Genomic DNA, 25,133 nt, shown 5'->3' with positions numbered 1-25,133 from the left:
TCAGGTCATCCGTTGTACTGCTTGACCACGACGCGCGCGGGGCGCAGGAGCTGTCCGCCGAACACGTAGCCGCGCTGGTACACGCGCGCGACGACGTGGTCCTCGGCCTTGTTCGACGTCGGCTCCGTGGCGACGGCCTCGTGGCGCGACGGGTCGAACGCCTCGCCCACCGGATCGACGACCTGCAGCCCGGCGCCGGAGAGCGTCTTGAGCAGCTTCTTCTCGACCATCTCGACGCCCTGCACGACGGTCGTCGCGTCGGTGGTGCCCGGGTCGACGTGCGCGAACCGCGCGAGGTCGTCGATCGCGTCGATGAGGTGCCGCACGAGGTCGGCCTGCGCGCGCGAGCCGGCTTCCTGCGCCTGCTTCGCGGTGCGCCGCTTGTGGTTGTCGAACTCCGCGGCGAGGCGCAGGTAGCGGTCGCGCTGCTCGTCGAGCTGGCGCTGCGCGTCGTCGCCGGAGATGACCCCGCCCGCGGTGTTGGTCTCGGGGCTCGACGGCGGCGTCACGTCCGACCCGTCGCCCTGCGGCGCGGGCGGTGGGGTGCCGTCGCCGGTCGCGCCGCCGTCATCGGGTGGCGTGGCGCGCGGATCGTCGGTGGCGAACGCGCTGTCGTCCGCCGGAGCCTGCTGGTCGCGAGGAGTCATGCGTCGGGAAGCTAACGGCCGGAGCCGCCGCAGGAGGGTACGAATGGGAGAAAAGAGAGACGGCATCGGCACGCGGAGAAGGCTCGCACGCGCCGGGCCGTCGCCATAGGGGGTGCAACCGACATGCCCTGTCCGTGTGCCGATCCGGCAGAGACGACGTCCGACCTTCTCGCGCGTTCGACACCAGCGCCGACGAGGCTGCCGCCCCGGCGGGCGAACCCTCAGCGCGGACGCGAGGCGCCCGCGACGAGCCGACGCACCATCTCGAGTGCGTGCTGCGCCGCGCGGTAGCGGATCTCCGCGCGGTCGCCGATGAACGCGCCGCGATGCACCGCCGGCTCGGCGCCCGCCAGGTCCACCGCGAGCCACACCGTGCCGACCGGCTTCTCCGGCGAGCCGCCGCCGGGCCCCGCGACGCCGGTGATGCCGACGCCGATCGACGCACCGAGGCGCTCGCGTACGCCGCGCGCCATCTGCCGCACCACCGCCTCGCTCACCGCGCCGTGCTCCGCGAGCGCGTCGGGATCGACGCCGAGCTGCCGCACCTTCACGTCGTTCGAGTACGCGATGACGCCGCCCACGACCACGTCGCTCGAGCCGGCGATGGCGGTGAGCCGCGCGCCTAACAGTCCGCCGGTGCAGCTCTCGGCGACGGCGATCGTGAGGCCGGCCGCGCGGCACGCGTCGAGCACGACGGCGGCGAGATCGGCGGCGTCCTCGCCATACGCGTGCCGCCCGACGCGCTCGCGCAGACGCTCGGCGCCGTGCGTGAGCGCCGCGTCGGCAGCCGTCGCATCGAGGCCGCGCGACGTCAGGCGCAGGTCGACGCCGTCGGGCCCCGGCAGGTAGGCGAGCGCGAGCCCGTCGACGCCGCGCGCGATCTCGCCGAGCCGATCGGCGATCGCGCTCTCGGCGATCGCGGTCGTGCGCACGGTGCGCGAGCGCACGACGCGCGGCGACTCGTTAGGCATCGCGGCGCGCTCGCGGACGAGCGGCAGCAGCTCGTCGGCGAGCATGCCGCGCATCTCGCGGGGGACGCCGGGCAGCATGGCGACCCACCGCCGTCGCTCGTCCTCGAGCCAGATGCCGGGCGCGGAGCCATGGCGGTTCGTGAGCACGCGCGCGCCGTCGGGGATCGCGACCTGCTGGCGATTCGACGCGGGGAGCTCCGTCCCGAAGCGCTTGCGCCATCGCTCGGCGAGCTGCGCGAGCAGCGTCTCGTCGACGTGCAGCTCGCGGCCGAACAGCCGCGCGATGCTCGGCTTCGTCATGTCGTCGGCCGTCGGACCGAGGCCGCCGGTGGTGATCACGGCGCCGGTGCGCTCGAGCGCGTCGCGCACCGCGCCCGCGATCTCGCTCGCCTCGTCGCCCACCGACGTGCGGCGCACCACCTCGACGCCGACCGCCGCGAGCTCGCGCGCGATGTGCGCTCCGTTCGTGTCGACGGTGAAGCCGAGCAGCAGCTCGTCGCCGATGGTGACGATCTCGACGCGCACGCGCGGGCGGAGTGCCTAACGCAGCGGCGCGGTCGGCTGACGCAGCAGGCCGCCGTACCGGCGCAGGTAGAGGTAGAGCGAGTAGAGCGTGAGCGCCACCGCGCCCCACATCGCGAGCCCCCCGACGATGCCATTCAGCAGCGAGAACGCGTAGAACGGCGACCGGCCCACCCACGCCTCGCGCTCGGCGAGCGTGAGCGCGTAGAACCACGCGTACGCCGACCCGACCCAGATCGACTGGAACGTCGTCTTCCACTTCGCCGGACCGATGGCCGAGATGACGACGCCGCGCCGCTTCGCGTACTGACGGAACACCGTCATGAACAGCTCGCGGCCGAGCACCACGATCACGATCCAGAGCGGCAGCCCCGCGGCGCCCAACGGCGTCACGAAGCGCAGGTCACCGGCGCTCGGCGTCGAGCCGGCGGAGACGTCGAGGAGCGGGCCGCGCTGCAGCGCGTACATCGGCACGAGCGTCGCCACGAGCAGCGCCTTGTCGGCGAGCGGATCGAGCAGGCGGCCGAGATCCGTGACGAGGTTGCGCGTGCGCGCGAGGTGCCCGTCCCAGTAGTCCGTGACCGCCGCCGTGACGTAGAGCACGAACGCCGCGAGGCGTGCGGTCGGCGACGGCGTCAGCGGCAGCAGCGCGATCAGCGGCGCCACTGCGATGCGTGCGGCGGTGATCGCGTTCGGAAGGTTCACGGGCTGCGCGGTCGGGACGTCGATCGCCGGATCGTGGACCGCGTGAAGATAATCAGCCGAGCGACTTGATGACGAGCTTCGCGACCGCCTTCAGCGTGTCGAACACGCCCTCGCCGGTGGAGGCGATCGCCTCGAACGACGGCACGCGCTCCCACCATTCCCCGCTCGGCAGCCGCTCGACGAGCATCGTGCCCGGCTGGAACGGGTTGGGCATCGGCCGGCAGCGCGTCGGCTCCGCGACTTCCCACCCGGGATTCAGCATCGCCTCGAGCTCCTCCACCGGCGCCGCGTTGGGCAGGTCGCGCTTGTTGTACTGCACGACGAACGGGAGCTGCGTCAGGTCGTACCCGTGCTCCGCCATGTTGTCGTACAGGTTCTGCATCGACTCCTGGTTCGCTTCCGCGCGATCGACCTGCGAGTCGGCCACGAACACGACGCCGTCGACGCCCTTCAGAATCAGCTTGCGGCTCGCGTTGTAGTACACCTGCCCCGGCACCGTGTAGAGGTGGAAGCGGGTGCGGAAGCCGCGGATCTCGCCGAGATCGACGGGCAGGAAATCGAAGAACAGCGTGCGCTCGGTCTCCGTGGCGAGCGAGATGAGCTTCCCGCGCGTGTCCGGATTGACCTTGCCGTAGATGTGTTCGAGGTTCGTCGTCTTGCCGCCGAGACCAGGACCGTAGTACACGATCTTGCAGTTGATCTCGCGCGACGCGTAGTTGATCATCGACATCGGTACGCGTCTCCTACGAGAAGAGTCGGTCGATCTCGTCCTCGGCGCCCGCGAGCAGGTCGGCCGGGGCGACGCCGAGCGAGCGCGCGAGCCCGCCGGTGTGCGGGGCGGCGCCGGGGGCGGTGGCGCGCGCGAAGACACCCTCGAACACGCGCGAGAGCTCGTCGACGACGCCCTTCAGCTTCAGCTTCACGAGGCCGAGCGTCGCGCGGTTGTCGAACAGCACGACGAGGATGATGCGGCGCGCGACGTCGGCGAGGAACATCGACTCGCGCTCGCCCTGGTGGAACAGCGTCGTGAAGTCGCGTTCCCCGATGAGCCGCGCGAGCTGGTCGTTCGCGCTGAAGTCGGCCGCGGTGAGCGACGCGAACGCCGTCGCGTCGAACGCGGGCGCCTCACCGATCGTCGCGACGAGCTGCCCCGCCCGGTCGACGAGCAGCGCGCAGCGCGAGTTGCTCTCGTAGAGGAACCGCTGGAGCGATCCGGTGATCGCCTGGAAGTCGTCCTCGGTGAACGACCAACTCGCCGCGCCTGCCGCCATCTCGTGAGTCCTAGGGTCCGTGCCGCTCCAGCAGCTCTTCCACCGCGCGCAGTACCCGCCGCGCCCGGCGGCGCAGCAGCGGGTGCGGCTCCCAGGCGATGTAATCGCGGAGCAGCCGCACGGTATCAACGCTCGGACGGGCCCCGAGGTAACTGATTGCCGCGAATCGGCGCACCGGGTGGTGGCTGAACAGCCCCCGGCGGTTGACGTCGAGCAGCCGGCTCCAGAGCGCGGCGCCGACGGCGATCCCCCCGATGAACCCCAGCGCGGCGAGGGCCGTCGGAGCGAGCGCCGTCGGAGCGAGACGCGTCGAGCCGTGCGCACGAGCGCGGCGCCGCCTCCGCCGTCCACGCCGGGGGACGACCGCGACGCGCGTGCCCCCGAAGCTCACGCCATCTCCCGGCGGGCAGACAGCGCCTGCGCGATCGTGACCCCGTCGGCGTACTCCAGGTCCCCGCCGACCGGCAGCCCACGCGCGATCCGCGTCACGGCGACGCGGCCGCCGGTGGCGGCGGCGAGCGCGCGCTGGACGAACAGCGCCGTGGCCTCGCCCTCGAGGCTCGGATTCGTGGCGAGGATCACCTCGCGCACCTCGTCGTGCCGCGCGCGATCGGTGAGGGCGCCGATCGTGAGGTCCTCGGGCGTGACGCCGTCGAGCGGCGAGAGGCGGCCGCCGAGGACGTGGTACAGCCCCCGATACTCGCCCGTGCGCTCGATGGCGCCGATGTCGGACGCCTCCTCGACGGCGCAGATGACGGTCGGGTCGCGCCGCGGGTCGCGACACACCGCGCAGAGCTCGTCCTCGGAGAGGTTGAAGCAGCGCGCGCACGGCCGCACGCGTTCGGCGAGCGTCATGAGCGCGTCGGCGAGCCGGCGGCTCTGCTCGGGGCGCTGCTTCAGCAGGTAGTACGTGAGCCGCAGCGCCGTCTTGCGCCCGATGCCGGGGAGCTTCGAGAGCTCCGTGGCCAGCTCGTCGATCGCGGACAACTCAGAACGGGAGCTGGAACGGGAGATCGAGCCCGCCCGTGATCTGTCCCATCTGGGCCTGCTGTGCCTCGGCGGCCTTCTTCTGCGCGTCGGAGACGGCGACGAGCACGAGGTCCTCGAGCATCTCGACGTCGTCCGGGTTCACGACGCTCTTGTCGATCGTGACCTTGCGCACGGTGCCCTTGCCGTCCGCCTCGACGGAGACCATGCCGCCGCCGGCGCTGCCGGTGACCGTCTGGTGCTCCAGCGCATCCTGCATCTGCTGCAGCCGCCCCTGCATCTCCTGGGCTTGCTGCATGAGCTTCATGAAATCGGTCATGGCTGAACGATAACAGCGGAAGCGGATGCTGCGGAATCGGGTGCGGCACTGGGAGCATTGAACCGCAGAGGACGCAGAGGACGCAGAGGGGAACCAATTCTCGTTGGTTTGCTCTGCGTCCTCTGCGTCCTCTGCGGTTCACGCACGAAGGCCTCGCGCTCGCCGGGGCTCGACACCGGACATCCCGCTCAATCGAGGAGGTCGAGATCGAGCTCGGAGATCGCCGCGCCAAGCGTGGGGTCGCGCTTCGCGAGCGACGCCATGCGCTCCGCGCGCACGCTCTCCGTAGTGAGGCGCTCCACCGGCGCCGGCGAGTCCGGGGCGCGGACGACGAGGCGCGACGCGTTGGGCACGACGAGGCGCAGCGCGGTGAGCACGTCGTCGCGGCCGCTCTCCAGCGCGAACACGTGCGCGTCGTTCGCTTCCTGCAGCTCCACCGTCACGACGCCGCTCGCGGCGATCGCGACGGGGAGCGTGGCGGCGAGCGCGGTGCCGACGAGCGGACGCGTGCTGCGCGCCTGCTCCACGACCTCCTCCCAACGCTCGGCCAGCGTGTGCACGTCGACCACCGGTGCCGCGCTCGTCGCGCGCGGCGGTGCCGGGCGCTCGAGGACCGTCGTGCCGGCGGCGCGTGCGGGAGCGGCGCTCGCCTCGGGGGGCGGCTCGGGCGGCGCCCAGTCGCCGAATGCGGAGCCCGTGGCGCGTGACTCGGGCTGCGGCCGCGGAGCGGGTTGGGCGCTCGGCGGCGGCGCGGCACGGCGTGGCGGCGGCGCGGGCGTCTCGACCGCGGTGGATGGAACCGAGCGCCGGGCGCCGCCGGCGGCCGAGCCACTCGGCGTCGGCGCGCCACCGAGCTCGCGCAGCACCGACTCGAGATCGACCGCGCGGTCCATGAGCGCGAAGCGGACGAGCAGCGTCTCGAGCAGGAGGCGCTGCTGACCGCTGCGGCGGAAGCGCGGCTCCGCCTCGACGAGGAGCTGCAGCATGCGCAGCAGATCGGCCGGCGCGATGCGCTCGCGGCGCTCGTCGAGCGCCTGTCGCAGCCGCTCGCTGAGGTCCGGCGCCGTCCCGCCGAGCGCGGTGGCGAGCAGCGCGCGCAGCACGTCGCCGAGGCCGGCGAGGAAGAGCGTGAAGTCGACGCCCGCGTCGGCGAGGCGCGCCACCGCAGCGAACACGTCGCCCGCGCGCCGAGCGGCGACGAGGTCGAGGATCGCGAGGTACTCGTCCTCGGGCACGAGGCCTAACGCCTCGGCGACGCGGTCCGTCGTGACGCGCGCGTCGGCGCCGAGCGAGAGGACCTGGTCGGTGAGCGACAGCGCGTCGCGCAGGCCGCCGTCGGCGGCACGGGCGATCATGCCTAACGCTTCCGGCTCGAACGACACGCCTTCGGCCGTCAGCACGGCAGTGAGGCGCTCGCGGATCTCGGCCGGGCCGATGCGGCGCAGGTCGAAGCGCTGTAGCCGGCTGAGGATCGGCGCCGCGGTCTGCGCGATCTTCTGCGGCTCGGTGGTGGCGAACACGAACACGACGCGCGGCGGCGGCTCCTCGAGCACCTTGAGCAGCGCGTTCCACGCCTCGCGCGTGAGCATGTGCGCCTCGTCGACGATGTAGACCTTGTAGCGGTCCTCGCCGGTGGGCGCATACATCGCGCGCTCGCGCAGCTCGCGCGCGTCGTCGACGCTGCGATTGCTCGCCGCATCGATCTCCACGACGTCGAGGCTCGACGCGCCGCTCCAGATGCGGCGGCAGCTCGCGCACTCGCCGCACGGCTCACCGTCGCCCTTCGCGCCGCGCACCTCGCAGTTGAGCGCCATCGCGAGCACGCGGGCGAGCGTCGTCTTCCCGGTGCCGCGCGGGCCGCACAGCAGGTAGCCGTGCGCCACGCGGCCGCGCGCGATCGCCCCCTTCAGCGTGTTCGAGACGTGCGACTGGACCGCGACCTCGGAGAACGACTTCGGGCGGTACTTTCGCGCGAGGGCGAGGGCCATCGGAGGGCAGCGAGGAGCGTGGAGCGAGAGACGAGGCGGGCTCGCGGAATCTCGCGGACGGGCGAGACCGTCGCCAGCGTGCGGCGCGCCACCCCGAAACGCGAACCGGCCGGCGCCTCCCGTGGGGACGGCTGCCGGCCGGATACTCCAGGTCTGACGGAGCTACGTGAGACACCACACGCGGCTGCTACCTGCGGGGTCCTGACCGGGTTAGCGGGCTCGCGCCCTCCGGGACCTGGAGCACCCGTAAGTTAGTCGAGCGCCCGGTCTCACTCAAGCCGCGGAGGCGTGTTCGGCCTCGAGCGCACGCGCGATGGCGTCGGCCGCACGCCGCACGCCGGCTGCGTCGACGTCAAGGTGCGTCACCGCACGCACGCGCGTCGGCGTCCAGAACGAGAGCAGCACGCCGAGCGCGCGCGCGCGGTCGAGCACCGACGTCGCCGTGGGCTGCGGCAGATCGATCATCACGATGTTGGTCTCCGGCGTCACCGCGCGCGCGCCACCCGCACCGTCGATCGCGCGTGCGAGCGCCTGCGCGTTCGCGTGGTCCTCGGCGAGGCGCTCACGGTGGTGCGTGAGGCCGTGCAGCGCGGCCGCGGCGAGCACGCCCGACTGCCGCATGCCGCCGCCGAGCCGTCGACGCACGGCGACGGCGTCCGCCATCGCCGCGGCGGGCCCGGCGAGCACCGCGCCGACGGGCGCGCCGAGCCCCTTCGAGAACGACACCATCACCGTGGTCGACGACGCGGCGAGCCGCGCCTCCGACGCACCGGTCGCGACCGCGGCGTTCCACAGCCGCGCGCCGTCGAGGTGCATGGGCAGTCGGTGCGCGCGCGCGACGTCGGCGATCGCGTCGAGCTCCGAAGCGCTCGTCAGCACGCCGCCGGCGCCGTTGTGCGTGTTCTCCACGCACACCAGGCTCGCCCGCGTCGCGTGCACCGAGGCCGTGTCGGCGACCGCCGCGGCGTCGATCACCCGCCGGCCGGGGCGGAGCGCGACGGGCCGCACCTGCACGCCGACGAGCGCGGCGGCGGCGGCGTGCTCCCAGTCCATGATGTGCGAGGCGCCGTCGAGCAGGATCTCGGTGCCGCGACGAGCGAGCAGCCAGAGCGCGGTCTGGTTCGCCATCGTGCCCGTCGGGAAGAACAGCGCGCGTTCCTTGCCCAGCAGCTCGCACGCGCGCGCCTCGAGGCGTCGCACGGTCGGGTCGCCGTCGAGCACGTCGTCGCCCACCTCCGCGTCGGCCATGGCGCGCCGCATCGCGGGAGTGGGCTTGGTGACGGTATCGCTGCGAAGATCGATCGGGGCTGCGGACGGAGTCGTCGTCATGCGGCACAAGCTAGTCGAGCCGCACGACGACGGGATCCGACCCGCACCTCACGCACTGCTCAGGGCTTCTTCGCGTTCGTGCTGGGCGACTTCACGTCCACCGTGGGGACCTTCACCGCCGTCTTCTTCGATCCCACGGTCGGCCGGTCGACGATCAGCGTGTCCTTCGTCGTGCCGACGGTCGGCGTGTTGATGGTGTCCGTCTTCGTGCCGACGTCGACCGACGGGGTGTGGATCGTGTCGGTCTGGGTCCCGACGACCGGCTTCTCGACCTGGTATTCCCCTTCCCCAGTCTTCTTGCAGGCCGCGAGGGACGCGGCCAGAACGATCGTGATGGCGAGCTTGCGCAAGGGTGCCTCCGGATTCAGGTGGTGTGCACCCCGCCAAAGGCAACCTTCAGGCCACGCCGCGGTCGCGCCCGCCGTGACGCAAGTCACTGTGAGTCGGGGACATACCTCGGTCCGCGCGTACGGCTCAGTCCTCCAGCGTGGCGCGCTGCTGCCGCCTAACGCGACGCAGCTCGTACACCTGCCCCACCTCGCCGCCGAGGATGAAGATCATCGCCGCGTAGTACACCCACGACACCAGGATCACGAACGCGGCGAGGGTGCCCGTGTACAGCGAGCCGGGATTGAAGCGCGCGATGTAGTACGCGAACGCGGCCTTCGCCAGCTCGAGCATGCCGCTCGTGAACATCGACGCGAGCAGCGCCGTCTGCCATCGCACGCGTCGGACGGGCAGATACTTGTAGAGCGCGTAGAACAGCGTCGCGATGAACGCGAACGCGACGAGGCGACCCACCCAATACTCGAACGCGCCCATCACGTCCTGCCGCACGCCGATCCCCTGCAGCACGTGCACGCCGCGCGACGTCGCGATGGCGAGGTACGCGCTCAGCGCCGAGTAGACGACGAGCAGCATTGTCGAGAGGATCGTGATCTGGATGTCGAACAGCTTGCCGGCGACGATGCCGCGCTCCTGCTCGATGTCGAACACGTCCGCGAGCACGGAGCGCAGCGAGCCGAAGAGGCGCGTGGAGAACCACACGAACGTCACCGCGCTCAGCACCCCGACGCGGCCGCGCGTGCGGACGGCGTCGGTGACGATGCCGATCAGCAGGTCGTGCGATCCCGTTAGGCTCCCGGGCAGCAGGCGGTCGAGCAGCGCGGCGACGGTCTCCGCCGACCGCTCCGCCGACTGGTTCAGGAGCGACGCGAGGCCGCTGAGCAGGAGCAACGCGAACGGGACGACGGCGAGCAGGATGTTGAACGCCAGCCCGCCGGCGAGGAAGAAGATGTTGTCCTCGCCCGAGTTGTCCCAGACGCGCTTCGCGTAGTCGCGGAGCATCCACCACGCGCGCACGAGCGCGGGGCGGGCGCGACGACGAACGAGGTGGCGCCCGGTCGCGCCGGGCAGCGGGGCGGAGCCCGCCGCCGCGGCGACCGGGTCAGCCGGTACCGGCGGCCCCACCCTCGTCGCCGCCCGACGTCTCCCCGCCGATCACGCCGGTGGCAGGGATGACCATCGGCGTGCGTATCGACTCGCGCGCGGCCGACGTGCCGGCCTGGTAGGCGGCCTTCGTCTGCGCGATGCGGCGCTCGAGATCGGCGCGCGCCTGCTGCGCGGCGGCCCGTCCCGCCTCCACCGCGCGCTCCACCTGGCGGCGCTTCAGGTCCACGGCCTGCCGCGCGCGGTCGACGCGCTGCGACACCGCGTCGCGCGCGTCGCCGATGCGGCGCGACACGCCGTCGGAGACGTCGTCCGCGAAGTCGCGCGCGCGGTCGCGGGCCTCGCGGGCGCGGCTCGCGATCTCGCGTCGCGTCTCCTCGCCCGACTGCGGCGCGAGCAGCAGCGCGATGCCGGCACCGACGGCGAGGCCGAGCAGGAACGCTCCAGCACTCCCGCTGTTCTTCTCGATGATCAGGTACGGCTCGTCGTCGATCTCGTCGTGGCGCATGTGGTGCTCTCCGGAGAAACCTCAAGCTCGATTCGCCCGCACGGGCGACCGACGCGCCGCAAGATGCGAACGGCGCGCCAGCCGCGGGAGCCCCTCAGCGACCTTTCTCAGCTCCCCTTCCGCGAGCGCGCCACGGGCGGCGCCTTCGGCGACTTGCCGACCGGCGACGCGACGTTCGGCGGCATCGACACCGGCGGCGCCTCGGGCGCACCGGAGCCGTTCGCGCCGGCGCCGTGCGCGGCCGCCGCCGGGGGCGGCGTCACGGGCGTGGCGCCGTCCGCGCCGCCGCCGCCGTCGTTCCCCGGCTCCGTGCTGCTGCCGTCGCCCGAGCGGCGCTCGATCATCGCGAGCAGCTCGCCGCGTACGTCCGCCACGTTCATCCCGGTCACCTTCGCAGTCTTCGCGAGGTCGCCCCCGCTCGACGCGAAGTTGCGCAGCACGAGCTGGCGCCGCGCCTCGGCGAGCGACGCGCCGACGGGCAGTGTGACCGCCGCGTTGAACTCCCCGGTGAACGCCCGGTGCCGGCGGGACGTGATCTCCTCGATCGTGATGCGGTTGCCGCGGGCGAGGATGACCGCCTTCTCCACGGCATTGCGCAGCTCGCGCACGTTCCCCGGCCAGGCGTACGCGTTGATCCACTCGAGCGCCACCTCGTCGAAGCCGTCGATCTTCTTGCCGTTGTCCTTCGCGAAGCGGGTGAGGAACTCGCGCGCGATGAGCTGCACGTCACCGCCGCGGTCGCGCAGCGGCGGCAGGTCGATCTCGACGACGGCGAGCCGGTAGTACAGATCCTCGCGCAGGTCGTTGTCGGCGATCGCCTTCTGCAGGTCCTTGTTCGTCGCGGCGACGATGCGGATGTCGACCGGGATCTCGCGCTTGCCGCCCAGGCGCCTAACGGTGCGCGTCTCCAGTGCGCGCAGCAGCTTCACCTGGATGTCGGTCGCCATCTCGGCGACCTCGTCGAGGAAGATCGTGCCCCCCGACGCCTCCTCGAACGCGCCGGCCTTCTCGTTCACCGAGCCGGTGAACGCGCCCTTCTCGTGGCCGAACAGGAGGTTCTCGAGGATCTCCTTCGGCAGCGCCGCACAGTTCAGCGCGTAGAACGGCCCCTTCGCGCGGTCGCTCTTCTTGTGGATGGCACGCGCGACGAGCTCCTTCCCGGTGCCGCTCTCGCCGAGGATGAGCACGCTCGCCATCGATGGCGCAACACGCTCGATCATGTCGTAGACCGCGCGCATCTGCTCGCTTTGGCCGATCAGCTCCCCGTAGTGCGTGAGCCCCTCGAGCCGCGTCTCCAGCTCGCGGTTCTTCTGCTGCAGCGTGAAGCCTTCGAGCAGCCGCGGAATCTGCGCCTTCAGCTTCGTCAGGCGCTCGGCGGTGAGCGGCTTCTCGATGTAGTCGCGGGCGCCCTGCTTGATGGCGTCGACGGCGATGTCTGTGTTTCCCTCGCCCGTGATCATCACGAACTCGGTCGGGATCTGCCGCTCGCGCATCGCCTTCAGGAGCGCGATCCCGTCGACCTTCGGCATCTTGAGGTCGGCGAGCACGACGCCGAACGAGCCGTCGCCGAGCAGGTCCAGCGCCTTCTGGCCGTCGTCGACCGACTCCACCGTGTAGCCCTCGGCCTCGAGGATCGCGCTCAGCGGCAGGCGGGCCTTCACGTCGTCGTCGGCGATCAGGATCTTCGGTTGCTTCATGGCAGTCGGCGGTGCTGGCACAGGTGTGACCGGCCTCTTGCGGGGGCCTCGCTAGTATGCGTCCGGGGACACCGGGAGCGCGATACGGAGCATTTCGGATTCGACGTCGAGCTCCACGGCCGCGGCGGCGAGCGCGCGCGCCACGGGCGCCGGGAGCGTCGCGCCGAAGCGCGGCGCGATCTCGACGGTCGGTCGTGCGTCAGACCGCGTGCTACACCGTAGGCGACGCGGTAGCTCATCCGCAGAATCCGTTCCAGCAGTCTCGGCCGTTCCGGCGGCGTCGACCACGGCGAGAAGCCCCGCGACGACCGCCAGACGCGTCGCCGTCGGGTCGCCGCCCGCCGGACAGGCGCGGACGTCCTCGAGGTCCAGCGCGATCCCGCGTCGAGCGAGATCGGCCGCCAGCAGCCTCGCGGCGTGACGCAGCACGAGGGCGGCATCTGGCGTGCCCCGGGGGCGGCGGCCGAGCGCGAGCAGCGCTTCTGCCAGCCCGGCGACCTCCTCGAACTGCCCCGCGGCCGCCTCGGCGAACGGAGCCACCGTGCCGGCGTCCACGCCGGGGCGTGCGCGCGCCTTCACGACCTCCACGTTCATGACCGCTCCGTTCAGCGCGTTGTTGACGTCGTGCGCCGCGCGGGCGACCAGCGTCTGGAGCGTGAACGACCAGAGCCCGGCGAGCGACTCGTCGCCGGGCTCCGCGCCCTCCGGGCTCGTCGGGTCGGTCAATCGCTGAGGTCCGCGTCGTCGGGCGCCGCCTCGACTGCGGCGCGGCCGCTGGTCGGCATCGGGCGGTGCTGCTCGGGGGCGGTGACGAACTTCTTCACCGCGCTCCGCGTGCCCTGAACGCCGAGCTGCGTGAACAGGAACTCGAACTTCGCGTCGTACGCGCCGGCGAGCGTCGCCTTCACGTCCGCCGGGAGCGCCCAGAGCTGCTTCTTGAACGGCCCGATCGCCTTCTTGCGCGACTTGTAGTAGAACTGCTCGTCGGTGTCGGTCGCCTTGCGCTCGTCCTTCGCGCTCGTGTCCAGCCAGCCGTACATCTCCCGCCGCAGATCGTTAGGCAGGTGATCGTACATCATGTTCTGGAAGTTCGTCGCGAGGTGGATCTCCGCCGTCTCGGCCTGCGGGAACAGGTTGAACTTCGAATCGGGGAGCGTCGACGCGCCGTGCTGCACCGCGCCCGACATGCCGTACTCCTTCCGCGCGATCTCGCCGAGCGTGCGCAGCGTGTCGATGTCGAGCGCGACGTCGGCGATGGAGCCGTCGGGCAGGACGGTACCGCCGTGGGACGTGCCGCTCTGCACGCTGATCTTCGAGAGGCCCGGCATGCCCGGCGCGACCTCGGAGAGCACCTGGTTGTAGCCCTTCATGAACGCGTGCAGCTCTTCGGGCGTCGAGTTCTCCGTACCGACCTCGCCGATCTCACCGCCGATGGAGATGGTGACGCCCTGCGGCTCCAGGCTGCGCACGTACTGCGTCAGCTGCACCGCCGTCTCGTAGTTCAGCCGCTGCTGCTCGTCGAGCGACTGCTTCGACAGGTCGACGAGCGTCGACGTGTCGATGTCGATGTTGTAGAAGCCGGCGTGGATCGCCTCGACGGCGAGCTGCTTCACCGCGTTGACCTCGGTGACCGCGTCGACGGCGAACTTCTTCGCGTTCACCTGGAAGTGGTCGCCCTGGATGAACAGCGGCCCGCGATAGCCCTCGCGCAGCGCGGCACCGATGATGACGCTCACGTACTCCGCCGGGCGCTGGTCGGTGTAGGCGATCTCCGAGCGCGCGATCTCGAGGATGAACGCGCCGGCGTCGAGCTTGTTCGCGGTGCGGATGATGGAGCGCACGGTGTCGTACGTCATCGCCCGGATGTTCATCGCCGGCACGGTGAAGCCGTGCACGTCGCCGCGGCCGCGCGCCATGTACAGCTCGTGGATCGACGCCGGGCGTACGCCGACGGCCTGGCCGATCTCCCAGAGGAGCCAGCGGGCGAACTCCTTCTCCTCGTCGGTCCCGAACACGGCCTGCCGGACGACGGGGTCCAGCGCTTCGGTCGCGAGGGCGCGCTCGTCGACGACGCTGACGCGCCCGCCCTGGACGGTGACGGCGCCGCCGAGGAGCTGGTTTTCACTGCCGACCTGCGTTGCCATCGAAGCCTCTGAGCGAAGTGGTCCGTGGAAGTTCAGCGTAGTTGCGGAATTTAGCGGCTCAGACCCGCCGCCGGGGATCGGGCTTCGGGAGCTGGTCCCACTCGGCGCGCGCCGCGTCGCTGCCCGGGCGACCGAGGATCGCGTACGTGAACTGCTTCCCGAGTTCGACGCCCGGCTGGTCGAACGCGTCGATGTCGTAGAGCGCGCCGGCGTACGCGGTCGCCAGCTCGAGCAGGAAGATGAGCGCGCCGACGTGCCACGCGTCCACTGCGTCGAGCGTGATGGTCATGTTCGGGCGCCCACGCCGCGCGAGCGCGCCGGCCGTGGCGCGACGCTCCGCGTCGAGCAGCTCGCCGAGCGAGTGGCCGCCGAGGTACGCGAGGTCCGGCACGTCGGCGTAGAGCTTGGGGATCGGTCCGAGCGCGGTGCGGCCGGCGACCTCGACGAACGTGATCGTCTTGTCGGCCGGGCCCTCCATGAAGAGCTGCACCTGCGCGTGCTGGTCGGTGGTGCCGAGCGCGGCGATCGGCGTGGGGCCGACGTGCGTGCCGTCCTTGCGCACCTTGCCGAGCGACTCGGCCCACAGCTGCACGAACCACGCGGCGAAGTCGCGCAGCGGATCGGCGTACGGCATGAGCACGTGATTGTGCTTCCCGTGCCGGTCGTCGGCGAGCCACTGCAGCAGCGCGAACGTGCCGGCGGGATTGCCCGCGAGGTCGTCGCCCGCGCAGCGCCGGCGCATGTCGGCCGCGCCGGCGAGCAGCTGCCCCGCGTCGATGCCGATGAGCGCCGCCGGCAGCACGCCGACCGGCGTGAGCACGCTGAACCGGCCGCCGACGTTGGGCGGGATGTCGAGCGCGGCGATGCCCTCCTTCGTCGCGATCGGCCGCAGCGATCCCTTCGCCGGATCGGTGACGAAGACGAGGTGCTCCTTCGCGCGATCGCCGAACCGCTCGTCGAGCGCGGCGCGGATGATGAGATACTGCGCCATCGTCTCCGCCGTCCCGCCGGACTTGGAGATGACGACGAACAGTGCGCGCTCGAGATGGAGGCGCGACATGACGGCGTCGATCGTCTCCGGGTCGACGTTGTCGAGCACCGTCAGGCGCGGCTTCCCACCCCGCTCCTCGCGCGACAGCGTGTTCCACGCGTGCGGGCGGAGCGCGGTGCGCAGCGCGATGGGGCCTAACGCGGAGCCGCCGATGCCGAGGATGACGACGTCCTCCCAGCGGTCGCCGGCCCGCTGCACGAAGTCAGTGGTCTGCCGGAGCAGCGCCGCGTCCTCGGGCAGGTCGACGAATCCCAGGTCGCCCCGTGCGACGCGCGCCATGACCGCCGCATGCGCGGCGCGGAAGCGTCCCGCGGCGAACTCCCAGTCGGCGTCCGTCACGGCGCCGGGGAGGAACATGTTCGTGTAGTCGATCGAGAGTGCCATGAGCGCCTCGGGTCAGACGTCGATGGTGAGTCCGTCGTACGCGGGCCTAACGTCGGGCGGCAGCCGCGACTCCAGCTCGGCGTGCGAGTAGCGGTGCGTGAGGTGCGTGAGGTACGTGCGCTCCGCGCCGACGGCGCGCGCGAGCTGTACCGCCTCGGGGATGCTGAGGTGTGTCGGGTGCGGCTCGAAGAACAGGCCGTTCACCACGAGCACGCGCGCGCCGCGCAGTCGCTCCACCGCCGCGGGCGGGATCGCCTTCGCGTCGGTGACGTAGGCGAGCGCGCCGATGCGGTAGCCGAACACCTCGGCGCGGCCGTGCGGCACGCGCACGGGCGTCACGTCCGCGCCGGCGATGCGCACCGTCTCGCCCTCGGCGAGCACGCGGGGAATGCCTTCCGGCTTGTAGGTGCCGGGGAGCGCCATGACGCTCGGGTCGAAGATGTAGCGGAACTTCTGCTGCAGCGCGCTCATCGTCGCCGCGGAGCCGTACACCTCGAGCGCGCCGCCCCGCGCCGTGAACGCGCGGATGTCGTCGATGCCGTGCGTGTGGTCCGCGTGGTCGTGCGTGTACAGCACCGCGTCGACGTGCCCGACGCCCGCGCGCACGAGCTGGAGCCGCAGCTCGGGCGGCGTGTCGACGAGGATACGTCCGCCCTCGTCCGTCTCGACGAGCGCGCCGACGCGCGTGCGCCGGTCGCGCTCGTCGTTCGAGTGGCACACCGCGCACCCGCATCCGATCTGCGGCACGCCGAAGCTCGTGCCCGTCCCGAGAAACGTGAGCCGCATCAGCGCGACCGCATCAGTGCGGCACGACCTCCACCTTCAACGTGTTCGTCGTGCCCGGCTCGTCGAACGGCACGCCCGCGGTCACCACGACGCGGTCGCCCGGCACGGCGAGCTCGCGCTTCACCGCGGCGTCGAGCGCCACGCCGATCATCTCGTCGTAGGAGTGCTGGTGCGGCACGAGCTCGGGCACCACTCCCCACACGAGCGCGAGCTGCCGCGCGGTGCGCTCGGTGTCGGTGAGCGCGAGGATGGGCACCGGCGGACGGTGCGACGACACGACGCGCGCGCTGAAGCCGCTCTTCGTGAAGACGCACACGAGCGGGGTGCCCAACTGCCGCGCCGCGGCGACCGTCGCCGCGGCGATCGCGTTCTCCGTCGCGACGAACGCGCCGCGCACGCGCCGCTCGTCGCGCATCGCCGCGCTGCCCGCCGGGTGGGCCTCGATCTCGGCGATGATGCGGCGCATCGCCTGCACGGCGAGGTTCGGGTACTTCCCCGCCGCGGTCTCCGCCGAGAGCATGACCGCGTCGGTGCCGTCGAGGATCGCGTTCGCGACATCGCTCGCCTCGGCGCGCGTCGGACGCGGGTGCTCGATCATCGACTCCAGCATCTGCGTCGCCGTGATCACGGGGCGGCCGTGCCGCTGCGAGACCTCGATGATCTGCTTCTGCGCGAGCGGCACGCGCTCGAACGGCAGCTCGACGCCGAGGTCGCCCCGCGCGACCATCACCGCGTCGGTGGCGCGCACGATCTCCTCGATGTTGTCGAGCGCCTGGTCCTTCTCGATCTTCGCGACGATGAGGATCCCCTTCGGCAGCAGCGCGCGCAGCGACTCGACGTCCTCCGCGCGGCGCACGAAGCTCAGCGCCACGTAGTCGAGCTGGTGCTCGATCACGAACTGCACGTCGGCGCGGTCCTTGTCGGTGATCGACGGCGCGGAGACGCTCACGCCCGGGAGGTTCATCCCCTTGTGGCTCTTCACCGGCCCGCCGTGCACCACGCGCGCGCGGACGCGCCGTCCCTCGACGGCGAGCACCACGAGCTCGATCAACCCGTCGTCGACCAGGATCCGGTCGCCCGAGCTCACGTCGTCGGCGAGCGCCTCGTACGTGATCGGCAGCTGACGCGCATCCCCCTCGTCGACCGCGGGCGGCTCGCCTTCGGGATACAGGACGATCTCCTCGCCGGCTTCGAGCGGCACCGGCGCCTCGAGGTCGCCGATGCGGATGCGCGGGCCCTGCAGGTCGCCGAGGATCGCGACGGCGCAGCCGGCCTCGCGGGCCGCCTCGCGCACCAGGCGCACGCGCTCGGCGTGCTGCTCGTGGGTCCCGTGCGAGAAGTTGATGCGGGCGACGTTCAGTCCCGCGTCGATGAGACCGCGGATGGTCTCCCGCGACGTACTCGCGGGGCCCAGCGTTCCGACGATCTTGGTGCGCGCGTGATATTTCGTGGGCACGATCCGGTTGCAGCGGTTGCGTGGGAGCGCGACGTCGCTCGCCGACGTGGCTAGGAATGCTCCAACCTGCGACCGTGCAACTTAATCACCCCGGTCACCCGCGGGCCCGCACCTCGTCGCTCCGGCCGACGCGGGTGGCCGGGCCGAGGATCTTGTCGGGCGGCACGTAGTACCGACGGCGCGCCGGACGCCCTCGCAGGTCGGCCCCGAGCGCGGCGGCGCTCCACGCGAGGAGCGCGGGGAACAGGACCGAGAGCGCGAAGAAGACCGCGGGCGGCAGCTTCGCGATCTCCCCGAACAGCGTGCCGAGGCCGTACAGGCGGCCGTCCATCGCGTCCACGCCCAATAGCGCCGCCCACGCTAACGCCCCGGCGAGCGCCGCGCCGGCGGCCGGCCGCCGCATCCACCGCGCGGTCACGATCCCCCACACGAACGCGACGATGGGCACGGCCCACCACGCGACGAACACGGTGACGAGCCCCAGCAGCGCGGCGAGGACGAGGACGGAGAGAGCACGCATGCGTGGGAGGGGTCAGCGACCGGGAACGAGGGTGAGGGCGCCCGCCGAACGCGCGCCGGCCATCTCGCTCGCGGCGTGGGGAACGAAGAGGGTGTCGAGCTCTCCCGCAAGCCACTTTCCGATGCGGTCCTTGTAGCGCGGGCTGAGCGGATTGCCCGACTGGCCGCCGGGGTAGATCGACATCGCGTGCACCTCCGGGCCGAGCTCGACGACCATGCGCCAGCTCGGGCCGTGCGTGCCGGTGCCGGGCGACGGCGCGATCGTCGATGGCCCGCCCTGCACCGGCAGGTCGAGCGCGCCGAGCGCCGGGATCTGCAGCAGGTGCTTGATGTTCGCGTGGCGCATCCTGCTCCACGTCCACCCACCGGCGTCGGGCTCGCCGTACTTGCGGCGCGCGCTGTCGAGCGCGGCGACGAGGCTCGCCGCGACGACGTCGTCGCGATGCTCCACGCGGTCGCCCGTACGCCGCACGTCCCACCACGCGCTCGCCGAGTCGGCGAGCAGCTCGGCGAGGATCGCCGTGGGGACGTTCACCGCGCGGGCCGGCGTCGTCGAGGGCTCGCCGAACGCGCCGGGGGCGGGGCGCGCGCCCTTCGCCTCGTCGTCCAGCTCGTCCCACGTGCGGATGGACAGCTCGCGCATCGCGAGCTCGAACAGCACCGCGCGCGTGTCGTCGCGCGTGTAGCGGCGGTCCCACTGCGACAGCAGCCGGCCGGCCTCGGCGAGCTTCGCGGAGTCGACGCCGGCGTGCGCGGTGTTGGACGCCGCGAGGAAGAACGGCACGAAGTAGTCGGCGCGCGCGCGCTGCCCGGATCCGTCTGCATGCGGCGCATCGCGTCGGGCGTCATCTGCGAGTCGGCGCGCAGCAGCGCGTTGATCCGGAGCGCGCGCCACGGATCGTACGAGCCGCCGATGTACCAGCCCGCCTGCTTCGGGTCGATCGGCTGCTGATTCGCGCTCGCGAGGTAGCCCTGCGGCGGGTCGAACGCCTGCGGGTACTGCGCGAGCGGAACGATGCCGCGCCAGTCGTTCGCCGACGTGGTGCCGTCGCGCAGCTCGAGACCGCTGCCGTCGCCGGCACGCAGCGGGTAGTGGCCCGTGGAGCGGATGCCGATGTGCCCCTGCCGGTCGGCGGTGAGCATGTTCTGCGCGGGCGCCCAGTACACGGCCCCCATGATGTCGTGCCACTCGGCCACGCTGCGCGCGCGCGCCACGCGCTGGAACCCCTCGACCTCGTTCGAGCCCGGCTCGAGCACGGTCCAGCGCATCGACACCCAGCGGCCGCCCTCGCGCCGCATCGGTCCGCGGTGCGTGAAGTACAGCGTGTCGGTGGCGAGCGCGGAGCCGTTAGGCGCGCGGTACGTCTCCACACGCGTCTCGAGCGGGCGCCACACGCCGTCGAGCATGTACTTCGTGGGGTGCGCGTCGTCGTCCACGCGCTCCGCCCAGTAGTCCATGACGTCGGCGCCGGTGTTCGTGAACGTCCACGCGACGTCGCGGTTGAAGCCGATGATGATCCCCGGCGCGCCCGGGATGGTGACGCCGTACACGTCGAGCTGCCCGGGCACCACGAGGTGCGCCTCGTACCAGATCGACGGGAGCGTGAGCTCGAGGTGCGGGTCGCCGGCGAGCAGCGCGTAGCCGTTCTTCGTGCGGCGCGGCGCGACCGCCCAGTTGTTGCTCGCCATCGTCGTCGGCTCCTCGCTCAGCGCACGGTGCGCGGCGAGACGGAGCGGGAACGCGTCGCCCACGAGCGCGGCGACCGTCGCGGCGGCGGTGTCCGGCGCGCCCGGCGGCGGCAGCGGCGCGAAGTCGAAGCGCGGCGCACGCTGGCCGTTCGGCTGGATCGGCTCGACGATCGGCTCGGCCACCGGGAACAGCGCCTCGGCGGCCGCGCGACCGACGCGGGCGGCAGCCGCGGCGCGGTCCGTCTCCGGGTCGATGTCGGCGAGCGTGTACCCCATGCGGTTCATGAGGTGCAGCGAGTTGATCGGCTCCCACCGCGGCGGCGCGAGGCCGAGCATGCGGAACTCCATCGGCACGTCGCCCGGCGCCAGCTTGCCGATGTACGCGTTCACGCCCGCCGCGTACGCGACGACGTTGCGCCACGTCGCGCTCGTGGTGTCGACCGCGCGGAGCTTGCGCTCGGCGGCCCACGGCATGCCGAGGTGCCGCATCTCGCGGTCGAGCGGAAGCACGCGCGCGCCGCCCATCTCGGTGAGCCGTCCGCTGCCGGCGAGCGTCTGCACGTACATCTGGAACAGCCGGTCGCGGGCGACGACGTAGCCGAGCGCGCGGTACGCGTCGTCCTCGCGCGTGGCGAAGATGTGCGGTACGGCGCGCGCGTCGTAGATCACGCGCACCGGCGCGCCGAGGCCGGGCACGGCGATCTCGGTTCCGTTAGGCAGGGCCGTCGGGCCGCGGGCGGCCGACCACAGCCCGCGCGCCGGGTCCAGGAGCGGCCCGAGCGCGGGAAGCGGGCCCGCCGGGCGCGCCCCCACGTACAGCGCGCCGGCGAGGACCGCGAGGGCGAGCGGGGTGCGCGCGCGCATCGCCGCTCAGCGCGCGGCGAGCGACGACACCTTCTTCTCGATCCCGCCGAGCAGCCCGTCGAACGACTTCTGGAACGACGTGATCCCCTCTTCCAGAAGCTGGTCGGTCACCTGACGCATGTCGATGCCGAGCGCGGTGAGGTCGGCGAGCACGCGCTCGGCCGCGTCGAGGTCGGCGTCCACCGTGCGCGCGACGACGCCGTGGTCGGCGAACGCGTCGATCGTCGCCGGCGGCATCGTGTTCACCGTGTCGGGGCCGATGAGCTGCTCGACGTACATCACGTCGCGGTACGCCTTGTTCTTCGTGCTCGTGCTCGCCCACAGCGGCCGCTGCACGCGTGCACCCTTCGCGGCGAGCGCGTCCCACCGCGGGCCCGAGAACTTCTGCTGGAAGAGGCGGTACGCCATCTTCGCGTTCGCGATCGCCGCCTTGCCCTTCAGCGACTCGGCGTGCGCGCGCCGGTCCTCGGGGAGCGTGGCGATGAGCGCGTCGAGCTTCTTGTCCACGAGCGTGTCGACGCGGCTCACGAAGAAGCTCGCGACGCTCGCGATGCCGTCCACCGGCTTGCCGGCCGCGGCGCGGGCGTCCAGCGCGTCGAGGTACGCGTCGATCACGCGGCGGTGCGCGTCGACGCTGAACAGCAGCGTGATGTTGACGTTGATCCCCTCGGTGATGAGCTCGCGGACGGCGACGGCGCCGGTCTCCGTGCCCGGCACCTTGATCATCACGTTGGGCCGCTCGACGGCGCGCCACAGACGCTTGGCCTCCTCGACCGTCGCCTGCGAGTCGTTCGCGACGCCGGGCGACACCTCGATCGACACCATCCCGTCGGCGCCTTTCGTCGCGTCGTAGACCGGGGCGAAGAGGTCGCACGCGCGGCGCACGTCCTCGGTCTCGACGAGCTCGAACAGCTCCCACGGCGACAGCCCCGACTCGGCCGACGAGAGCTGCTTGTCGTACGCCTCCCCCTCGGCCATCGCCTTCTCGAAGATGGTCGGGTTCGACGTCATCCCGGTGAGCGCCTCGTCGCGGATGCGCCGCTCAAGGTCTCCGTTGAACAGCATCGTGCGGTCGATGTAGTCGAGCCAGATCGACACGCCGGCGGCGTGGAGCTGCTGGAGTCTATTGGACATGGGTCGTGAGCCTCGGTGATTGGGAACGCCTAACGGGGACGCCTAACGTCCGACGTAGACGATCTTCCAGATGCGCCCCTTCGCGTCGTCCGTGACGTAGATGCCCCCGTCGGGCGACTGCGCGAGGCCCGACGGGCGATGGGCGGCGGCGTTGGGCATGCTGCGGATCTCGCCGCCCGCGAAGCCGTCGGCGAAGGTCTCGTACGCGCCGGTGAACTTGCCGCCCGACATGGGCGCGAACGCCACGCGGAAGCCCGCCTGCGGCAGCGGCAGGCGGTTCCACGAGCCGTGGAACGCGACGAACGCGCCGTCGCGGTACTTCGCCGGGAACGCGCGCCCCGTGTAGAACAGCGTCGCCATCGGCGCCCAGTGCCCCGGGAACGCGACCGCCGGCTCGGCCTTGCCCGCGCAGCGGCCGACCTGCTTGCCGTCGCCGCCGTACTCGGGGGCGAGGACCTTCTTCTTCTGGAACTGGTCGTAGTAGCAATAGGGCCACCCGCCGTCGGTCCCCTGGTCGACCTTGAACAGCTCCTCGGCCGGGAGCTCGGCGCTCTGCTGGTCCGTGAAGCCCCAGTTCTGCGACAGCTGGTCGCGGCCGTGCGACGTGGAATACAGTGCGCCGTCACCCGGGTGCACCGCGAGTCCCTCGGCGTTGCGCAGACCCGTCGCGTACCGGTTCGTGGCCGTGGGCTCCTGGTTCTGCTTGTTCGCGTCGAAGCGCCAGATCCCGGCGCGCATCGTCAGCTCGGGGCACGGGTCCTTGCCCGGCGAGCGGTTCTGCCGGTCGGACTGCTGACACGAGTTCGACGGCGAGCCGAGGTCGACGAACAGGTTCCCCTTCCCATCGAGCACGAACGGGTGCGCGTCGTGGCCGCCCGTCGGCAGCCCGGTGACGATCACCTCGGGTTCGCCGTTAGGCGTCAGGCGTCCCGCGGTCATCGGATAGCGCACGATGCGCGTGGAGTGCTCGACGTAGAGCCACCCCGGCACGAGCCCGATGCCGGTGCCGGTGCCGCTCCCGAACGTCTCGCGCACGTCGGCCTGGCCGTCGCCGTTCGTGTCGCGCAGGGCGAGCACGCCCCCGCCGGAGCGCGCGCTCGACCGGTTCACGAACACGTCGCCGTTCGGGGCCACCACGATGTGACGCGGGGTACCCGCTCGGTCGTCGAAGATCGTCGCGCAGAAGCCGGCGGGGAGCGTGATGCCGCCGTTGTCGGCGGCGCAGGCGGGCTTCGCGGCGGCCGAGGGGCCCGCCGTCGGCGTCACCTCGCCGCCCACCGCATGGGAGTCGACCGCGCGGCCGTCCCCCGAGCCTTTACCGCACGCCACGGCGATCGCTCCCGCGGCGACCAGCAGCAGCATCCCTCCGTGTCCACCACCCCGACCGGCGCGCGTTTCGCGGACCATCGCAGTCACGTCCTCCCCCTGAGCTCGAGTGTTGGTGCCCAGCCGCAGCCCGAGGGGTAAGTTATCGAAGCGGCGCGTGCGTGCGCCGCTGCCGTCGTCACGTCCATCACGTCGTGCACATGCCGCCAGCCCCCTCCCCGACCGCCTCGCTCTCGCAGCTCCCGCCGTACGTGTTCGCCGAGCTCGACCGCCTCAAGGCCGACGCCCGCGCGCGCGGGCAGGCGTACCTCGACCTCGGCATCGGGAGCCCCGACCAGCCGACGCCGCCCGCCGTGGTCGACGCGGTGCAGCGCGCGATCGCCGACACGTCGCGCCACGGCTACCCGCCGTTTCGCGGCTCGCCGGAGCTGCTCGCCGCCGCGGCCGGGTTCATGGCCGAGCGGTTCGGGGTCGTGATCGACGCGGAGCGCCAGGTCGTCGCGCTCAGCGGCTCGAAGGAGGGGATCGCGCAGATCCTCGCGGCGTACTGCGGCGCCGGCGACGTCGCGCTCGTGCCCGACGTCTACTACCCGGTGTACGGCCGCGCGCCGCTGCTGAACGGCGCCGAGGTGCACCTGCTGCGCGCGGCGGCGCCGGACTTCCTGCCGTCGCTCGACGACGTGCCGGCCTCGGTGCTGTCGCGCGCGAAGGTGCTCGTCGTGAACTACCCCAACAACCCGACGGGCGCGGTCGCCGACCGCGCGTTCCTCGACCGCGCGGTGGCGTTCGCGCGCGACCACGACCTGCTGCTCGTGAGCGACCTCGCGTACAGCGAGCTGACGTACGACGGCTTCGTCGCGCCGAGCATCTTCGAGATCGACGGCGCCGCGGCGGTCGCGGTGGAGATGCACTCGTGCTCGAAGGCGTTCAACATGGCGGGGCTGCGCATCGGCTTCGCGACCGGCCGTCCCGACGCGCTCGACGCGCTGCTCGCCTATCGCTCGAACGTGGGCTACGGCACGCCGTGGGTCGCGCAGGCGGCGGGCGCGCACGCGTTCTCGCACTGGCGTGAGCTGTCCGCGCCGGTGACCGCGGAGTACAAGCGCCGCCGCGACGCGGTGTACGGCGCCCTCGCCGCCGCCGGCTGGGACGCGGCGCCGCCGAAGGGCGCGATGTACGCGTGGCTCCCGGTGCCGGCCGGCTTCGACGACTGGGGATGGGTGCGCGCCGCGCTCGACGAGACGGGGATCGTCGTCACGCCGGGGCTCGCGTTCGGTCCCGGTGGGCAGGGCTTCTTCCGCATCTCGCTCGTGCAGCCGGCGCACGTGCTGTCCGATGCGGTCACGCGCCTCGCGCAGCTCGCCGAAGCGCCCGTGAGCTGACGCCC

24 protein-coding genes, 1 other RNA gene and 1 pseudogene are annotated in these 25,133 nt (G+C 72.1%); 1 reads left to right on the top strand and 25 read right to left on the bottom strand.

What is annotated here, in order from left to right; genetic code table 11:
• Positions 1-5: 5 nt before the first annotated feature.
• The 25 genes and pseudogenes from J421_RS14470 to J421_RS14355 form a co-directional block, all read right to left on the bottom strand.
• Entirely contained in the window at positions 6-647 is a 642-nt protein-coding gene (locus J421_RS14470) for a nucleotide exchange factor GrpE (protein WP_025411895.1), read from the bottom strand.
• Between the two features lie 221 nt (positions 648-868).
• A complete protein-coding gene (locus J421_RS14465) occupies positions 869-2,143 on the bottom strand; it encodes a competence/damage-inducible protein A (protein WP_025411894.1) in 1,275 nt (424 codons plus the stop codon).
• A 15-nt stretch (positions 2,144-2,158) separates the two neighbouring features.
• Positions 2,159-2,845 carry a CDP-alcohol phosphatidyltransferase family protein gene (locus J421_RS14460; RefSeq protein WP_025411893.1) on the bottom strand — a complete coding sequence of 229 codons (687 nt, stop codon included), beginning with the start codon at positions 2,843-2,845 and terminating at the stop codon, positions 2,159-2,161.
• A gap of 52 nt (positions 2,846-2,897) precedes the next feature.
• A complete protein-coding gene (locus J421_RS14455; protein ID WP_025411892.1) occupies positions 2,898-3,575 on the bottom strand; it encodes a GTP-binding protein in 678 nt (225 codons plus the stop codon).
• 13 nt (positions 3,576-3,588) lie between these two features.
• The gene (locus J421_RS14450; RefSeq protein WP_025411891.1) at positions 3,589-4,116 is read right to left on the bottom strand and encodes a roadblock/LC7 domain-containing protein; all 528 of its coding nucleotides are present in this window, start codon (positions 4,114-4,116) and stop codon (positions 3,589-3,591) included.
• A 10-nt stretch (positions 4,117-4,126) separates the two neighbouring features.
• A complete protein-coding gene (locus J421_RS14445; protein WP_025411890.1) occupies positions 4,127-4,507 on the bottom strand; it encodes a hypothetical protein in 381 nt (126 codons plus the stop codon).
• Positions 4,504-5,103, bottom strand: a complete 600-nt coding sequence (gene recR / locus J421_RS14440) for a recombination mediator RecR (RefSeq protein ID WP_025411889.1) — start codon at positions 5,101-5,103, stop codon at positions 4,504-4,506. The genes J421_RS14445 and recR overlap by 4 nt, the downstream gene beginning before the upstream one ends.
• 1 nt (position 5,104) lies before the next feature.
• Positions 5,105-5,422 carry a YbaB/EbfC family nucleoid-associated protein gene (locus J421_RS14435; protein ID WP_025411888.1) on the bottom strand — a complete coding sequence of 106 codons (318 nt, stop codon included), beginning with the start codon at positions 5,420-5,422 and terminating at the stop codon, positions 5,105-5,107.
• Between the two features lie 188 nt (positions 5,423-5,610).
• A complete protein-coding gene (dnaX, locus tag J421_RS14430) occupies positions 5,611-7,410 on the bottom strand; it encodes a DNA polymerase III subunit gamma/tau (RefSeq protein ID WP_025411887.1) in 1,800 nt (599 codons plus the stop codon).
• A 143-nt stretch (positions 7,411-7,553) separates the two neighbouring features.
• Positions 7,554-7,650, bottom strand: an RNA gene (ffs, locus tag J421_RS14425) — signal recognition particle sRNA small type.
• A gap of 33 nt (positions 7,651-7,683) precedes the next feature.
• Positions 7,684-8,739: a threonine aldolase family protein gene (locus J421_RS14420; protein ID WP_025411886.1), complete on the bottom strand. Its 1,056-nt coding sequence runs from the start codon at positions 8,737-8,739 to the stop codon at positions 7,684-7,686.
• A gap of 59 nt (positions 8,740-8,798) precedes the next feature.
• Positions 8,799-9,089: a hypothetical protein gene (locus J421_RS14415; protein ID WP_025411885.1), complete on the bottom strand. Its 291-nt coding sequence runs from the start codon at positions 9,087-9,089 to the stop codon at positions 8,799-8,801.
• Positions 9,090-9,213: 124 nt separating this feature from the next.
• Positions 9,214-10,209 carry a YihY/virulence factor BrkB family protein gene (locus tag J421_RS14410; RefSeq protein ID WP_025411884.1) on the bottom strand — a complete coding sequence of 332 codons (996 nt, stop codon included), beginning with the start codon at positions 10,207-10,209 and terminating at the stop codon, positions 9,214-9,216.
• Positions 10,187-10,696, bottom strand: a complete 510-nt coding sequence (locus J421_RS14405) for a YtxH domain-containing protein (RefSeq protein ID WP_025411883.1) — start codon at positions 10,694-10,696, stop codon at positions 10,187-10,189. The genes J421_RS14410 and J421_RS14405 overlap by 23 nt, the downstream gene beginning before the upstream one ends.
• A gap of 107 nt (positions 10,697-10,803) precedes the next feature.
• Positions 10,804-12,393, bottom strand: a complete 1,590-nt coding sequence (locus J421_RS14400) for a sigma-54-dependent transcriptional regulator (RefSeq protein WP_025411882.1) — start codon at positions 12,391-12,393, stop codon at positions 10,804-10,806.
• A gap of 51 nt (positions 12,394-12,444) precedes the next feature.
• Positions 12,445-13,119: a hypothetical protein gene (locus J421_RS14395; protein WP_025411881.1), complete on the bottom strand. Its 675-nt coding sequence runs from the start codon at positions 13,117-13,119 to the stop codon at positions 12,445-12,447.
• Positions 13,116-14,537 carry a class II fructose-bisphosphate aldolase gene (locus tag J421_RS14390; RefSeq protein ID WP_025411880.1) on the bottom strand — a complete coding sequence of 474 codons (1,422 nt, stop codon included), beginning with the start codon at positions 14,535-14,537 and terminating at the stop codon, positions 13,116-13,118. The genes J421_RS14395 and J421_RS14390 overlap by 4 nt, the downstream gene beginning before the upstream one ends.
• Positions 14,538-14,595: 58 nt before the next feature.
• Positions 14,596-15,972: a glucose-6-phosphate isomerase gene (locus J421_RS14385; protein ID WP_025411879.1), complete on the bottom strand. Its 1,377-nt coding sequence runs from the start codon at positions 15,970-15,972 to the stop codon at positions 14,596-14,598.
• A 12-nt stretch (positions 15,973-15,984) separates the two neighbouring features.
• Positions 15,985-16,758 (bottom strand): MBL fold metallo-hydrolase, encoded by a 774-nt coding sequence (locus tag J421_RS14380; RefSeq protein WP_025411878.1) that lies wholly within the window; start codon positions 16,756-16,758, stop codon positions 15,985-15,987.
• 13 nt (positions 16,759-16,771) lie between these two features.
• Positions 16,772-18,214 (bottom strand): pyruvate kinase, encoded by a 1,443-nt coding sequence (gene pyk, locus J421_RS14375; RefSeq protein WP_025411877.1) that lies wholly within the window; start codon positions 18,212-18,214, stop codon positions 16,772-16,774.
• Positions 18,215-18,308: 94 nt separating this feature from the next.
• Complete coding sequence (locus J421_RS14370; RefSeq protein ID WP_025411876.1) at positions 18,309-18,734, bottom strand: hypothetical protein; 426 nt, start codon at positions 18,732-18,734, stop codon at positions 18,309-18,311.
• 12 nt (positions 18,735-18,746) lie between these two features.
• The gene (locus J421_RS34360) at positions 18,747-19,517 is read right to left on the bottom strand and encodes a penicillin acylase family protein (RefSeq protein WP_260525831.1); all 771 of its coding nucleotides are present in this window, start codon (positions 19,515-19,517) and stop codon (positions 18,747-18,749) included.
• Between the two features lie 29 nt (positions 19,518-19,546).
• Positions 19,547-21,286: pseudogene (locus J421_RS14365) on the bottom strand (penicillin acylase family protein); the annotation flags it as partial.
• 6 nt (positions 21,287-21,292) lie between these two features.
• Positions 21,293-22,420 (bottom strand): transaldolase, encoded by a 1,128-nt coding sequence (gene tal, locus J421_RS14360; protein ID WP_025411873.1) that lies wholly within the window; start codon positions 22,418-22,420, stop codon positions 21,293-21,295.
• Positions 22,421-22,462: 42 nt separating this feature from the next.
• Positions 22,463-23,782 (bottom strand): PQQ-dependent sugar dehydrogenase, encoded by a 1,320-nt coding sequence (locus J421_RS14355; protein ID WP_025411872.1) that lies wholly within the window; start codon positions 23,780-23,782, stop codon positions 22,463-22,465.
• Between the two features lie 164 nt (positions 23,783-23,946).
• On the opposite strand from J421_RS14355, the gene J421_RS14350 reads away from it, so the two are divergent.
• A complete protein-coding gene (locus J421_RS14350) occupies positions 23,947-25,128 on the top strand; it encodes an aminotransferase class I/II-fold pyridoxal phosphate-dependent enzyme (RefSeq protein WP_025411871.1) in 1,182 nt (393 codons plus the stop codon).
• The last annotated feature ends 5 nt before the right edge of the window (positions 25,129-25,133 follow it).

It is taken from the genome of Gemmatirosa kalamazoonensis (assembly GCF_000522985.1).
Taxonomy (GTDB): Bacteria; Gemmatimonadota; Gemmatimonadetes; order Gemmatimonadales; family Gemmatimonadaceae; genus Gemmatirosa; species Gemmatirosa kalamazoonensis.
The sequence above is the reverse complement of the archived record's forward strand: the minus strand, read 5'-3'. Positions and strand labels throughout refer to the sequence as shown.